This is a genomic window from Enterobacter sp. SGAir0187 (assembly GCF_002952735.2).
GTDB lineage: Bacteria > Pseudomonadota > Gammaproteobacteria > Enterobacterales > Enterobacteriaceae > Enterobacter > Enterobacter quasiroggenkampii.
The window spans coordinates 3,394,622-3,407,270 of the sequence record NZ_CP025034.2; the positions used below are offsets into that span (position 1 = coordinate 3,394,622).

9 protein-coding genes are annotated in these 12,649 nt (G+C 51.2%); 3 read left to right on the forward strand and 6 right to left on the reverse strand.

Features of this window, described 5'->3' with window-relative positions:
• Positions 1-111 precede the first annotated feature (111 nt).
• From CWR52_RS16405 to CWR52_RS16425, 5 genes are all read right to left on the reverse strand, one after another.
• Positions 112-1,845 (reverse strand): ShlB/FhaC/HecB family hemolysin secretion/activation protein, encoded by a 1,734-nt coding sequence (locus tag CWR52_RS16405; RefSeq protein WP_104950147.1) that lies wholly within the window; start codon positions 1,843-1,845, stop codon positions 112-114.
• Between the two features lie 17 nt (positions 1,846-1,862).
• A complete protein-coding gene (locus tag CWR52_RS16410; protein WP_104950148.1) occupies positions 1,863-2,858 on the reverse strand; it encodes a fimbrial protein in 996 nt (331 codons plus the stop codon).
• Positions 2,855-5,272, reverse strand: a complete 2,418-nt coding sequence (locus CWR52_RS16415) for a fimbria/pilus outer membrane usher protein (protein ID WP_252152164.1) — start codon at positions 5,270-5,272, stop codon at positions 2,855-2,857. Before CWR52_RS16415 ends, CWR52_RS16410 begins: the two co-directional genes overlap by 4 nt.
• 184 nt (positions 5,273-5,456) lie before the next feature.
• Entirely contained in the window at positions 5,457-6,194 is a 738-nt protein-coding gene (locus CWR52_RS16420) for a fimbrial biogenesis chaperone (RefSeq protein ID WP_104950150.1), read from the reverse strand.
• A gap of 54 nt (positions 6,195-6,248) precedes the next feature.
• On the reverse strand, positions 6,249-6,815 hold the full coding sequence (locus CWR52_RS16425) for a fimbrial protein (RefSeq protein ID WP_252152165.1): 567 nt from the start codon (positions 6,813-6,815) through the stop codon (positions 6,249-6,251).
• A gap of 411 nt (positions 6,816-7,226) precedes the next feature.
• On the opposite strand from CWR52_RS16425, the gene speB reads away from it, so the two are divergent.
• The gene (speB, locus tag CWR52_RS16430; RefSeq protein WP_104950152.1) at positions 7,227-8,147 is read left to right on the forward strand and encodes an agmatinase; all 921 of its coding nucleotides are present in this window, start codon (positions 7,227-7,229) and stop codon (positions 8,145-8,147) included.
• Between the two features lie 76 nt (positions 8,148-8,223).
• Here the strand turns inward: speB and CWR52_RS16435 are convergent, their stop codons facing one another.
• Positions 8,224-8,982: a M48 family metallopeptidase gene (locus CWR52_RS16435; RefSeq protein ID WP_104950153.1), complete on the reverse strand. Its 759-nt coding sequence runs from the start codon at positions 8,980-8,982 to the stop codon at positions 8,224-8,226.
• Positions 8,983-9,254: 272 nt separating this feature from the next.
• Here CWR52_RS16435 and tkt point away from each other — a divergent pair, with 272 nt between their 5' ends.
• Complete coding sequence (gene tkt, locus CWR52_RS16440) at positions 9,255-11,246, forward strand: transketolase (RefSeq protein ID WP_104950154.1); 1,992 nt, start codon at positions 9,255-9,257, stop codon at positions 11,244-11,246.
• Positions 11,247-11,587: 341 nt separating this feature from the next.
• Positions 11,588-12,607: an erythrose-4-phosphate dehydrogenase gene (epd, locus tag CWR52_RS16445; RefSeq protein WP_104950155.1), complete on the forward strand. Its 1,020-nt coding sequence runs from the start codon at positions 11,588-11,590 to the stop codon at positions 12,605-12,607.
• Positions 12,608-12,649: the final 42 nt, after the last annotated feature.

The window sequence follows — 12,649 nt, forward strand, 5'->3', positions numbered from 1 at the left end:
CCGATAAAATGCTGGCTAACGCCAGGTATAATGGACAGAGCCGGTTGTGCAAATTGTGGGAGGTTATATTTGTGCTGCGTGTCTTTTTAGTTTTCATAATTCTTCCCTTTATTAGAAATTAATTTCCGTTTTGTAATAAACCACCGTGTTGTCGATGGTTTCTTCTTCCATTGAGTCTGGTTTCTTAACCGGCCATCCAGCCATAATGTAGGAAGAGAAATAGCTGCCAGTGGCTTTTATGCCAACGGATGCACCCATCATGAATTGGCTGTCGCAGGTATTTACGCCTTCAGGGCAGTTATCTTTGGTAAATCCAAAGTCGTAGCCTATATAGGGTGTTAGCTGATAGATACCGGCCAGGCCAACATCGAAAGGTAACTGCAGGCTGTTTGCAATCCACGCGCCGCTGTCACTCATCACGTTGTCATCTTTGAAACCACGAACGGTGTATTCATCGCCGATGGTGACTTTGGCATCACTCACCAACACATCTGGCGTGAACTGAAAACCGCTGCTTAGTTCATAGGTCATGCCGAGTCTGCCGAACTTAAAGAGTGGACGCGTCCAGGAGGCAATACCGTTGTACTTCAGGTAATCAACATCGAAACCCTCAAGATCTTTATCTCCGTCGCGGGCTGAACCAAACCACGGCACCGCAGCGGTAACGCTCAGATCGCCATAGAACCAGCCGCCGCCCAACGCGCCAACGTAGGTCAGGCCCGACGCCAGCGAGGTATAGGTTTTTGAGCTAACGTCAATTTGTGCGTTTTCGATACCGTTGTAGTTATCCCTGCGTTCGACCTTCATCCAGATGCTGGTTTTGCCCGTTGCGCCACGCATCAACATGCGGCTGACACGCAGGGATGCACGTTCGGACGTACCATCAGAATCGTAAATGCCGAATCCGCCATCGATTCCTTTTTCGTATTCAGATTTGTAATAGCTGGTATCAAAACCCCAATAACCCAGTGGGACGCTGTAGCTAAACGACCAGGAGTCCTGCTTATCATTATTATTTTTCAGATCGTTCCAGGAGTAGTACGCATTAAATATGTCGTTTAATCCGACAATGTTTTTTGCCGTCAGGCTGCCATAATATTGCTGCCAGCCTTCTGACCTGGTCCCGGAGTTATTTAACCCCGCCGCAGCGTCGAGTGGAAATGAAGGCTGATGAATAAGGTTAAGATCGGAATAACCATTAATAATTGAGGGTTCAACGCTAATATTATCCCCCCCCGATACCCGTATCAGGTTCTCAACCATCTGGTCGACATCCTGCATATTCAGGATCTTGTCCCTGGCAAACGGGTAGGCCGTAAAAAGACGCGTGCTTTCACGCAAGCCCGGAGCCTGGCCGTTAACCTTAAAGTCATTGATCTTTCCCCACAGCACACGAAGCTTAAGCGTACCGCTCTTAATGTTGCCGGGGTCAATGCTGATAAGGGTGGTGGCATAGCCACGGGAAATATAAAAATCCGTTAACTCTTTCACTAACGTGAAAATGTCTGCTTTCCCCAAATCCTTTCCCTGATAACGCTGAACGATCTCATCGCGCTGCGGGGAACCGTCGAAAAGCGTATCGTCGAGGATCTCAATTCTGGCGACGTTAAACTTCCACGTGGAGTCAGCCGGAAGCCCGGACACGTCTTCTCCGCCCCGCATCGCACGTTGTTGCTGCAACAACGCTTCCGTTCTCTTCGCCTCTTCAATCAAATACTGATTACTCTGCCGCTCCAGTCTATCGAGCTCCTGTTTATTCTGGATGGATGGAAGCGTGGCGGCATGAGCGACCTGCAATAAAGGCAGTAAAAACAGGATATTTTTAGTTTTGAATGGACAACGCATTACTCTCTTCCTGAGCGTTATTTAATGACAACGGTGTATTGAACGGCACCGACAACTCTGCCGGGTGTCAGAGAACTCGTGCGATCGACCCCTCCGCTAACATAGATTTGTGCCTGATAATTTTTAATGAGCGTGGACGCGGTATAGACCTTCTCCTGACCCAGTGTTATCGCAGCTGAGTTCTTCTCAAAAAGGCGAATACCAAAATTACTTGCATAGCCATCGCCGCTTTCGACGCCGATAACTCCGGTCAACGCGCCTAACGGGGTGTTAATTAATGAGTTGAAGGTGATGCCAATGTCTTGAGTGGAAGGGCAGCCCACGGTGATGCTGAAATCTTTTTTATTGCCCTGTTTAGCGTCATCGTTTTGAAAATCGGCGATGTTATAGGTGCCCAAATCGACGTTTGTCGCCGAGGGATAAATCGAGCATGAGACCGTCACGACCTTAATAGCGGTACCAAAGTTGATTGTCATAATGGGCAATTTTTCGCTCGAATCGGCGGTCGGGATCACAGATGCCTCTGCTACCATACCTGTTGGTATGTAGCTTTCACCTTCAGTCAGTGAACCTATCTGAACAAACTCCACCAGCACCGTGCTGTTCTTAACCCCGCAACCGGTTGAACACGTCGTTGGCGAGCCAGAGTTACCTGGCAGCCATGAGGATGAACTTTGCGTGGGCCAACGCATGCGAATACCAATGCCCGGAATTTCCGTTTTATAGACATTATCCATCTGCGATTGGATATAGCTTCGTGTATAGCTCGAATGCCATGAGGACTGCGTGAGTTCGTCGCAGCTGTAGCCGACGTTCGGTACCTGATAGGTTTTGCTCCATAAAACCGTGCCAACTTCACGCTGCTTAATGACGTTAAGCGTGATGTCGTCCGTGATATTCAGCGTCGCCAAAGGGGACGTGCGGGTGCACAGCGCGGCATAGGCGCTGTTGCAGGTTAAAGAGAAAAACGCCGTGGATAATATAATCAGCGCAGCCGTGAAGATCCGTCTCATGGTTTTGCCCCATTACTGATACAGGTAATTTCAATGGCCTTAAATGTCTCTCCCTCGGATTGCTTATCCTCGGCACTCTGCTTCAAATAACGCGCACCGCACTGTGCGGGCTTTTTATTTTTCTGCCATTGGAGGGTGAGGTCGTTTTGGCCTTCCTTAAGTTCCACCATAGCCACGCCGTTTTGCCCGACCATGCCGATTGCTTTGTGTGATTCATCCAGCACTGACGCACCAAACGGAACCCGTTCGCCAGAAGATTGCGCAAAGCGCACAAAACTCTGGCTTTGGGCTTGGGTGTCCATTTTGATCAGCACTGCCGCGCCGGAGGTTGGCACTATGGTTCGACGTGTATCGTCTACCTCGACGGTATACGCGGTGCCTTTCGGGTCGGCGTAAACCTCGTTGTACTTGTAAGGCACCAGATACCCGACAATGCCGTAGCCGTTGTCTTTAATAACGGCCAGGGAATCAGGATAGATACGGGAACCTTCTGCTCCTTTTGCTTCAACGATGCCGATGGTGTCAGCAAGGGTAGGTACCAGGTTGATGCCGCCTTCATGCACCACTACGCCGCCGTTCACGTTGACGCCTCCCATAAAGGAGTCCCTGGACTGGCTGTAGGTCATCCCGCCCGAGGCACTCTCGCCCGTATAAGAGAGATTCATACCGAAGTTGGTTTCCGGCGTATTGGACTGACTGAAATAGCCGCCAAAGCCAAACTGTGAGCGTTCCCCTGCGGAGCCGTTCAGCGAGGTACGGAAGTTGGCTTCATCGCTGTTATAGCTAAAGTTCGCGCCCAGGCGAGCCTGCTTCTCGTAGTGGTGGCCAAGCGGCATACTCATGTTCAGGTAGAACGTATCTTCGTGGCCACCATCGTCATTATTGGTACGACCAAGAGAGATCCCCCAGGTCGTGGTGCCAAACTGGTTGTTGTAGCCCAGCACGAAGTTCGATTTTTCATTTCGCCCCTGCTCGTTATTCCAGACGTTGCCCACAAAGCCACTGACGTAGAAGCTTCCCCAACCAGCGGGAAGCATTTGGTTGATGTTGGCTTCAAGGCGCTCGCGATAGCGTTCCGGGAGATAGTCATTCTCATCGGTTTCAATTGAACGCTTCAGGCTGACCGCATCGCTCAGGGAGTAGAAGTTCGCGCTGGAATAGCGATAACCAATCAGGCTGAAGTTCGTTCCGGTTGTCGGGAGCGCCTTCGCAAGGCTAATGCGCAGGCTCATATTGCAGAACGTGCCGCAGTCGGCGGTCTCGGGCTGCCCCTCGAAGCGGGTAAAGGAACGCGTCACGTCCACACCTATCGCACCCAGGCGGGTGTTAATTGCGAAACCGGTCATGAGCGCTGAGTAATCACCTTCGAATGCGCTCTGCCCGCCAACATAGCCGGTAAAGTTATTGAATAAGCCATACTGAAACGTGCCCTCTACCGCTTTCGGATCCTCTTTCAGCCAGGTATCGCGAATTTCACCGGCGGCCAGAGAGTAGCGGGAGTAACCTTCGCGCAACAGTTGTGGCACGCTGGAGTAGGGAACCACGAAGTAAGACTCTTTGCCGTTTGTCTCTTTAACGGTGACCTCAAGATCGCCGTTATAGCCGGTCGCATACAGATCGCTGATGGCGAATTCGCCAGGCGGCACGACTTTCTCATAGATCGTGTTGCCTGCCTGTTTGATAGTCACCGTGGCATTGCTGTTGGCGATGCCGCGCACCACCGGTGCATAGTTGTGTACGGAGTCGGGAAGCATGCGATCGTCCGTGGCGAGCCGAACGCCACGCAGGGCGGTAGTATCAAAAAAATCACCGGTCGTGTTTAGATCGCCCAGCACAATCTGAGATTGCAGTGGCGCGATCGCACGCTCTGCATAGGCCTGGATATGCTGTATGCCGGTATTTTCAGTATCGCTACCGGAGCTAAGGCTGTCGTAAGTCGTAAAGCGCCACGCCCCCAGCGCGAGGGTGTTATGTAAATTGCTGTAGAGGTAGTTCGAGTTATCCTCTGTGGGGCGATAGCGTGAACTGGTAGCGCTGAGGGTATAGGAGGACATCAACGCCGGCACGCCGTTATCCCATAACTCTGGGCTTACGTAACCCGCAGGCGTATTAAGCAGCATCGTCTGGGGAATAGTGACATCAAGTTGTTCTTCAACCGGGTTATAATTAACCGTCGCACCTTTAACCAGGTCAGGAAGAATAATGCAGGCATTATTCTTCCAGTCTGGTGGAAGTTTTGATGTGTCGACCTCAAAGCGGACGATCATTTCGGGCGTCATGCAGGCGTTGAATCCCTGCTGATTATTTGCAGCCAAAAAGGTGACGGACCAGGTATCGATAGGTTTGAGATTACTGTAAACCTCAAGCGTATATTTACCCGGCTGTATTTTTTCAACGCCATCAAATTGCGTCAAATCGATTCCGCTATCATAATACTTCATAAACCCATGAGAAAATGTCATCGGTTTATCTGTATTATTGGCATGAACTGCTGGTGTTGCTATTGTCACCGAAATGACAAAGCCGCTAACCACCCATAGAGTGTTGGTTTTTTTGAAAAACATCAACATATCACCGTCCTGGTCAATATCCTTGTAATCAGAAGTTAAATGTGCGCTTAATATAGGCACCCAGATCGGTAATGTAATTGTATTGGAATGTTCCTTTTCCCTGTACGGCATTAACCTGTGGGAAGTGATACACCATCGTGCTATATGGCGCGATCATCTCGCCATCAATCATGACATCTTTGCCCTGAGCATTTCTGAGCCAGACATTCGTCATGCTTACATGGAAGGGCGAATTATTTTTTCCAACGACATCATAACCTTTGGTCGTTTTTTTCAATTCCCATGTTAAATCGTCCGCCGCTTTCATCGGATTACCTTTCAAGCCAACTGGTCGATAGAAAAATTTAATTAGGGTTCTGAATGCCATTTTGAGCTGGTTTTTATCTGCGTCTTCAGACATTTCCGGCGGAATATCCAGAACATTTAGCCACAGCACCGTTTCACGATCTTTTGGGTATTTCGCGCTCGCGCCTTCTGTCTGAAATATGCGAAAAATTTTCCCTTTTTGACCGTTAATTCTGGCCGCAGGTGGGGTGATAAAGAAAGGCACATCTTCTTTGGTGATGCCGTCAGTCTTATCGGTGCTGGAAAGCCACACCTGAACCAGTTCGGGCGTTTTGCTGACGTTATTAATACGAATAGTTTGTTCTTTCTCCCCGGCGTTGAATGCCACGCGGGTCGTCATAATTTGAATCGTTGCACTGGCCGTAAAGGAGAAGGCCAGAGTCATAATTAATACAGAAGATTTAACAAGTTTTTTAAACATCTGGCCTAATCCTTTAGGTGATACTTTCAGCGGGTAAACCCGCCAGACGCACGATTACTGATATTTAATGGAGTACACAACGTCGGTCGACACTTGACCCGCAGTAGATGCACCGCCCGTCGCTACATATTGTGCCCAGTAATCAAAACGAGCCGTATTACCGGAAACCGTAACGGTTTTAGCGTTATTGTTTGCCGTGTTGAGGTTCATAATCGCTTTTGACGAATCCAATAAACCAACCTGGACTTTCTCCGCACCACCAGACCCTGTAGCTACGGTGTTTTTCAGGTTACCGGTGGTGGTATCAATATTAGTGCTTTGCGCCAGTTCGAAGAATACGCTGGCAATTTTGCCATTGGTACAATTCGCGCCGCTTAAGGTAATATGGAATGGTGTATCGCCCGCGCGCTGTCCATCCGTTGCAAGTGCGGTTGCACTAATAGACGGCAAATGAACGGTAAAATCAGGGGAAGACGATTCGCCCTGTGCGTCGCCGCCGGTAATAGTACAGGTTGCGTCGCTGATGGTGCCTTCAAAGGTAATAGTGCCATCTTCTGCTGCCGCGGCGTTACCGATGGTTGAAAGAATGGCCAGGATTGCCAGCCTAGATAACTTATTCATAAAAATATCCATATAATGTTATTTGGGGTTGCATTGTATATAGAACCTCTCCTCCATCGCTATCGCTTAAACATAAATAAATTCCTAATTTGAAAATGATGCATTTATTAAATCTATGGTTTGAGTTTTTCTTCGCTAAATTAATCGCATATAAAGCGACGGAATTCCTGACTTTAGAAAAAATAAATTATAAAAATGAATTTTATTTGCATGATGAATGCTTTGAGGGCGAAAAACCCGGAAATGCAATTGATTTATGTTTTGAAAAGTGAGCTTGAATCTTCACGTTCCAGAAGCTAGCATTAGGCAAAAGCAGTAAGGACATCAATCCCTTCCTCGTCGGGTTTAACGACGCGGAGGGGATTTTTTTTCATCTGTATCTAATATATCGACTTTAAAAGAGGTCAGGACATGAGCACTTTAGGTCATCAGTACGATAACTCTCTGGTATCTAACGCGTTTGGTTTTTTACGTCTCCCGATGAACTTCCAGCCATACGATAGCAATGCTGACTGGGTGATCACCGGTGTTCCGTTCGACATGGCAACCTCTGGTCGTGCCGGTGGCCGTCATGGCCCGGCAGCGATCCGTCAGGTGTCGACTAACCTGGCCTGGGAGCATAACCGCTTCCCGTGGAACTTCGATATGCGTGAGCGTCTGAACGTGGTGGACTGTGGTGACCTGGTTTACGCGTTTGGTGATGCTCGTGATATGAGCGAAAAACTGCAGGCCCATGCCGAAAAACTGCTGGCGGCGGGTAAGCGTATGCTCTCTTTTGGCGGTGACCACTTTGTCACTCTGCCGCTGCTGCGTGCCCACGCCAAACACTTCGGTAAAATGGCGTTGGTACACTTTGATGCGCATACCGACACGTACGCGAACGGCTGTGAATTTGACCACGGCACGATGTTCTTTACCGCACCGAACGAAGGTCTGATCGATCCAAACCACTCTGTGCAGATTGGTATCCGTACTGAATTCGACAAAGACAACGGCTTTACCGTACTGGATGCGGGCCAGGTGAACGATCGCGGTGTGGACGATATTCTGGCTCAGGTTAAGCAGATCGTCGGTGATATGCCTGTGTACCTGACCTTCGACATTGACTGCCTGGATCCGGCGTTTGCACCGGGTACCGGAACCCCTGTGATCGGCGGCCTGACGTCCGATCGCGCCATCAAACTGGTTCGTGGTCTGAAAGATCTGAACATCGTTGGTATGGATGTGGTGGAAGTGGCTCCGGCTTATGATCAGTCAGAGATCACGGCGCTGGCAGCGGCAACTCTGGGGCTGGAAATGCTTTACCTCCAGGCCGCGAAAAAAGGCGAGTAAGTTGTCAGCCGGGTAGGGCGAAGCCGCCACCCGACTTTCGTCTATAAAAAAGGAGGCAAATATGCCTCCTTTTACATTATTTGATTCCGTCAGCGGCCATACGATCGCGAATATGTTGCGCACGCTCTTCTGAGGCTGGGTGGTCGTCAAACATGGAGCTTTGGCGTCCTGCTTCCTGCTTTGCCAGTTTCTCGAAGCTGGTGGCTAAACCTGATGGGTTAATCCCGCGTTTGCGCAACAAATCGTAAGAGTAGTCATCCGCCTCAGATTCCTGGCGTTGGGAGAACTGGGAGTTGACCAGTTTTTCACCGACGTCGCCAAGCTGAGACTGGGAAAGGCTGCCTACGATCCCACCGGCAGAGGCTGCCGCCGCGCGGATCGCGTTAGTGCCCAGCGCAACCTGCATTCCTTTCTTCACGTGACCCAGGGCAACGTGGCCCATTTCATGGCCGATCACCGCTTCGACTTCGTTGTCGTTCATCATGTCCATCAGCCCGCTGTAAACGCGGATGCAGCCGTTTGCCATCGCGAAGGCGTTTACATCCTTCGCCATGTAGACCTTGTAGTTTACCGGCTGTCCGTTGATGTTATCGCCCAGCGCGGAAGCAATCTTATTCAGACGCTGCGTGTAGGTACTATTTTCCGGGGCAATGGTGGCTTTTCCATCCATATCTTTACAGGACTGGTCGCTCAGTGCTTTAACCTGTGCGTCGCTCAGGGAATACGCCTGAAAAGCTTCTGCGCCTGAGGTCATCAGACCGTTAGAATCCATATTCTGACAGCCGCTCAGCAGGAGCGTTGTACCCAGGGCCAGCACTATTGCACGCATTTTCATGATGTTGCTTCCGTACTCGTTAATCTGAATAAAATCTTAAAAGTATACCGCCAGCGAAGCCGGGGGCTGGCTAAGTATAAGGAATATCAACAGGGCCGGGCGAGCAGATTGCGCAACATGCGAGCATGATCCAGAGATTTCTTAAGCTGCAAAAGAATGGTCCATGTACATGGCATGCCGCTTGGGTTACATTGTTGGCACTTTTTTCCGGCGTAGCCCAAAACGCGCTGTCGTCAAGGGCATGGCCTTTAACAGTCCGATCTGGAGTTAAAATGTCCTCACGTAAAGAGCTTGCTAATGCTATTCGTGCGCTGAGCATGGACGCAGTACAGAAAGCCAAATCCGGCCACCCAGGGGCCCCTATGGGTATGGCTGATATCGCCGAAGTCCTGTGGCGCGATTTCCTGAACCACAACCCGCAGAACCCGTCATGGGCTGACCGCGACCGTTTCGTACTGTCTAACGGCCACGGCTCTATGCTGATCTATAGCCTGCTGCACCTCACCGGCTACGATCTGCCAATCGAAGAGCTGAAAAACTTCCGTCAGCTGCACTCCAAAACTCCAGGTCACCCGGAAGTGGGCTACACCGCTGGCGTAGAAACCACCACCGGCCCGCTGGGGCAGGGTATTGCTAACGCTGTGGGTATGGCGATCGCTGAGAAGACCCTGGCGGCGCAGTTCAACCGTCCTGGCCACGACATCGTTGACCACTTCACCTACGCGTTCATGGGCGACGGCTGCATGATGGAAGGCATTTCTCACGAAGTGTGCTCCCTGGCAGGTACCCTGAAGCTGGGCAAACTGGTGGCGTTCTATGACGACAACGGTATCTCCATTGACGGTCACGTTGAAGGCTGGTTCACCGACGACACCGCCGCACGTTTCGAAGCCTACGGCTGGCATGTTGTGCGTGGCGTTGATGGTCACGATGCTGACTCGATTAAACGTGCAGTAGAAGAAGCGCGCGCGGTGACGGACAAACCGTCCCTGCTGATGTGCAAAACCATCATCGGCTTCGGTTCTCCGAACAAAGCGGGTACGCACGACTCCCACGGCGCACCGCTGGGCGACGCGGAAATCGCACTGACCCGTGAAGCGCTGGGCTGGAAACACCCTGCATTTGAAATCCCATCTGAGATCTATGCTCAGTGGGATGCAAAAGAAGTAGGCCAGGCAAAAGAAGCGGCGTGGAACGAGAAGTTCGCGGCTTACGCGAAAGCGTTCCCACAGGAAGCGGCTGAATTCACCCGTCGTATGAAAGGTGACATGCCGTCTGACTTCGACGCGAAAGCGAACGAGTTCATCGCTAAGCTGCAGGCGAACCCGTCTAAAATCGCGAGCCGTAAAGCGTCTCAGAATGCCATTGAAGCGTTTGGTCCTCTGCTGCCTGAATTCCTCGGCGGCTCCGCTGACCTGGCACCATCTAACCTGACCCTGTGGTCCGGTTCTAAGCCAATCAACGAAGATACTGCCGGTAACTACATCCATTACGGTGTACGTGAATTCGGTATGACTGCGATTGCCAACGGTATCTCCCTGCACGGTGGTTTCCTGCCGTACACCTCTACCTTCCTGATGTTCGTCGAATATGCACGTAACGCCGTGCGTATGGCCGCGCTGATGAAACAGCGTCAGGTGATGGTCTACACCCACGACTCCATCGGTCTGGGCGAAGATGGTCCAACTCACCAGCCGGTAGAGCAGGTGGCTTCCCTGCGCGTCACTCCGAACATGAGCACATGGCGTCCATGTGACCAGGTTGAATCCGCGGTGGCGTGGAAATACGGCGTTGAGCGTCAGGACGGTCCAACCGCGCTGATCCTCTCCCGTCAGAACCTGGCACAGCAGGAACGTACCCCAGAGCAGCTGGCGAACATCGCTCGCGGTGGTTACGTGCTGAAAGATTGCGCGGGCCAGCCAGAGCTGATCTTCATCGCTACCGGTTCTGAAGTTGAACTGGCTGTGGCAGCGTGGGAAAAACTGACTGCCGAAGGCGTGAAGGCGCGCGTGGTCTCCATGCCGTCTACCGACGCATTCGATAAGCAGGATGCCGCTTACCGTGAATCCGTACTGCCTAAAGCGGTTTCCGCTCGCGTGGCAGTGGAAGCGGGTATCGCTGACTACTGGTTCAAATACGTGGGCCTGAACGGCGCTATCGTCGGCATGACCACCTTCGGTGAGTCTGCTCCGGCAGAGCAGCTGTTCGAAGAGTTCGGCTTCACCGTTGAGAACGTTGTCGCGAAAGCGAAAGAACTGCTGTAATTGTTTGTACGGTGCGGGCTGATGCCCTCACCCCAGCCCTCTCCCACTGGGAGAGGGTGCAAACACTAAAAACGGTAACCTCTCGGTTACCGTTTTGCTTTTACCTCGCCGTAAATTATTCCACCTAAAATGTGACGCAAGTCATATAGCTCGCTTATTCATCTGGACAGACATTCCTTTTATTCCCCGATTCGCTTATTCTTGCTGAAGCGTTTCAGTCGATTAAATGTTCGACAATTGACCAATCAATCGCAGTTTGTGACAGCAAGGATTCCCCTTCGGGCGTAGCTGGATTACTCTTTCAGCCACCTCACACTCAGGGATTGCTTTGCAGGAGATTTATGACCGTACGCGTAGCGATTAATGGCTTCGGTCGCATCGGGCGTAATGTGGTTCGTGCTTTGTATGAATCCGGACGTCGGGCGGAAATAACCGTGGTGGCAATCAATGAACTGGCGGATGCTGCGGGCATGGCGCATTTATTGAAGTATGACACCAGCCACGGACGCTTTACCTGGGATGTGCGTCAGGAAAGAGATCAGCTTTTTGTGGGTGATGACGCGATTCGTGTGCTGCATGAGAACAGCATCTCCGGGCTACCCTGGCGTGAACTGGGTGTGGATGTGGTGCTTGACTGTACCGGTGTGTATGGCAATCGCGAACATGGCGAAGCGCATCTGGCTGCCGGCGCGAAAAAAGTCCTGTTTTCTCATCCCGGCAGTAACGACCTCGACGCGACCGTCGTGTTTGGCGTCAACCAGCATGAGCTGCAGGCCGAACACCGCATTGTTTCCAACGCCTCCTGTACCACCAACTGCATTATTCCGGTCATCAAACTGTTAGACGATGCGTATGGCATTGAGTCCGGCACCGTGACCACGATTCACTCCGCCATGCACGATCAGCAGGTCATTGACGCTTACCACCCGGATTTACGGCGCACGCGTGCGGCGAGCCAGTCAATCATTCCGGTGGATACAAAGCTGGCTGCTGGGATTACCCGAATTTTTCCGCAGTTCAATGATCTTTTTGAAGCGATTGCCGTGCGTGTCCCTACGATCAACGTCACCGCAATCGACCTTAGCGTAACAGTGAAAAAACCGGTAAAAGCCTGTGAAGTCAACCTGTTGCTGCAAAAAGCGGCACAGGGGGCATTTCATGGTATAGTTGACTATACGGAATTACCGTTGGTCTCAGTGGATTTTAACCACGACCCGCACAGTGCCATCGTCGATGGCACGCAAACGAGGGTCAGTGGCGCACACCTTATCAAGACGCTGGTCTGGTGTGATAACGAATGGGGCTTTGCTAACCGAATGCTCGACACCACGTTAGCAATGGCTGCTCAAGGTTTCAGGTAAGACGCATCGTGCGTCTGCAAAACTTTAAGAATCAACGAGAGG

Excerpts from the sequence above, each read along its gene's own strand:
- CWR52_RS16405 (WP_104950147.1), bottom strand. The coding sequence starts at position 1,845 with ATGCGTTGTCCATTCAAAACTAAAAATATCCTGTTTTTACTGCCTTTA.
- CWR52_RS16410 (WP_104950148.1), bottom strand. The coding sequence starts at position 2,858 with ATGAGACGGATCTTCACGGCTGCGCTGATTATATTATCCACGGCGTTT.
- CWR52_RS16420 (WP_104950150.1), bottom strand. The coding sequence starts at position 6,194 with ATGTTTAAAAAACTTGTTAAATCTTCTGTATTAATTATGACTCTGGCC.
- CWR52_RS16425 (WP_252152165.1), bottom strand. The coding sequence starts at position 6,815 with ATGAATAAGTTATCTAGGCTGGCAATCCTGGCCATTCTTTCAACCATC.
- speB (WP_104950152.1), top strand. The coding sequence starts at position 7,227 with ATGAGCACTTTAGGTCATCAGTACGATAACTCTCTGGTATCTAACGCG.
- CWR52_RS16435 (WP_104950153.1), bottom strand. The coding sequence starts at position 8,982 with ATGAAAATGCGTGCAATAGTGCTGGCCCTGGGTACAACGCTCCTGCTG.
- tkt (WP_104950154.1), top strand. The coding sequence starts at position 9,255 with ATGTCCTCACGTAAAGAGCTTGCTAATGCTATTCGTGCGCTGAGCATG.
- epd (WP_104950155.1), top strand. The coding sequence starts at position 11,588 with ATGACCGTACGCGTAGCGATTAATGGCTTCGGTCGCATCGGGCGTAAT.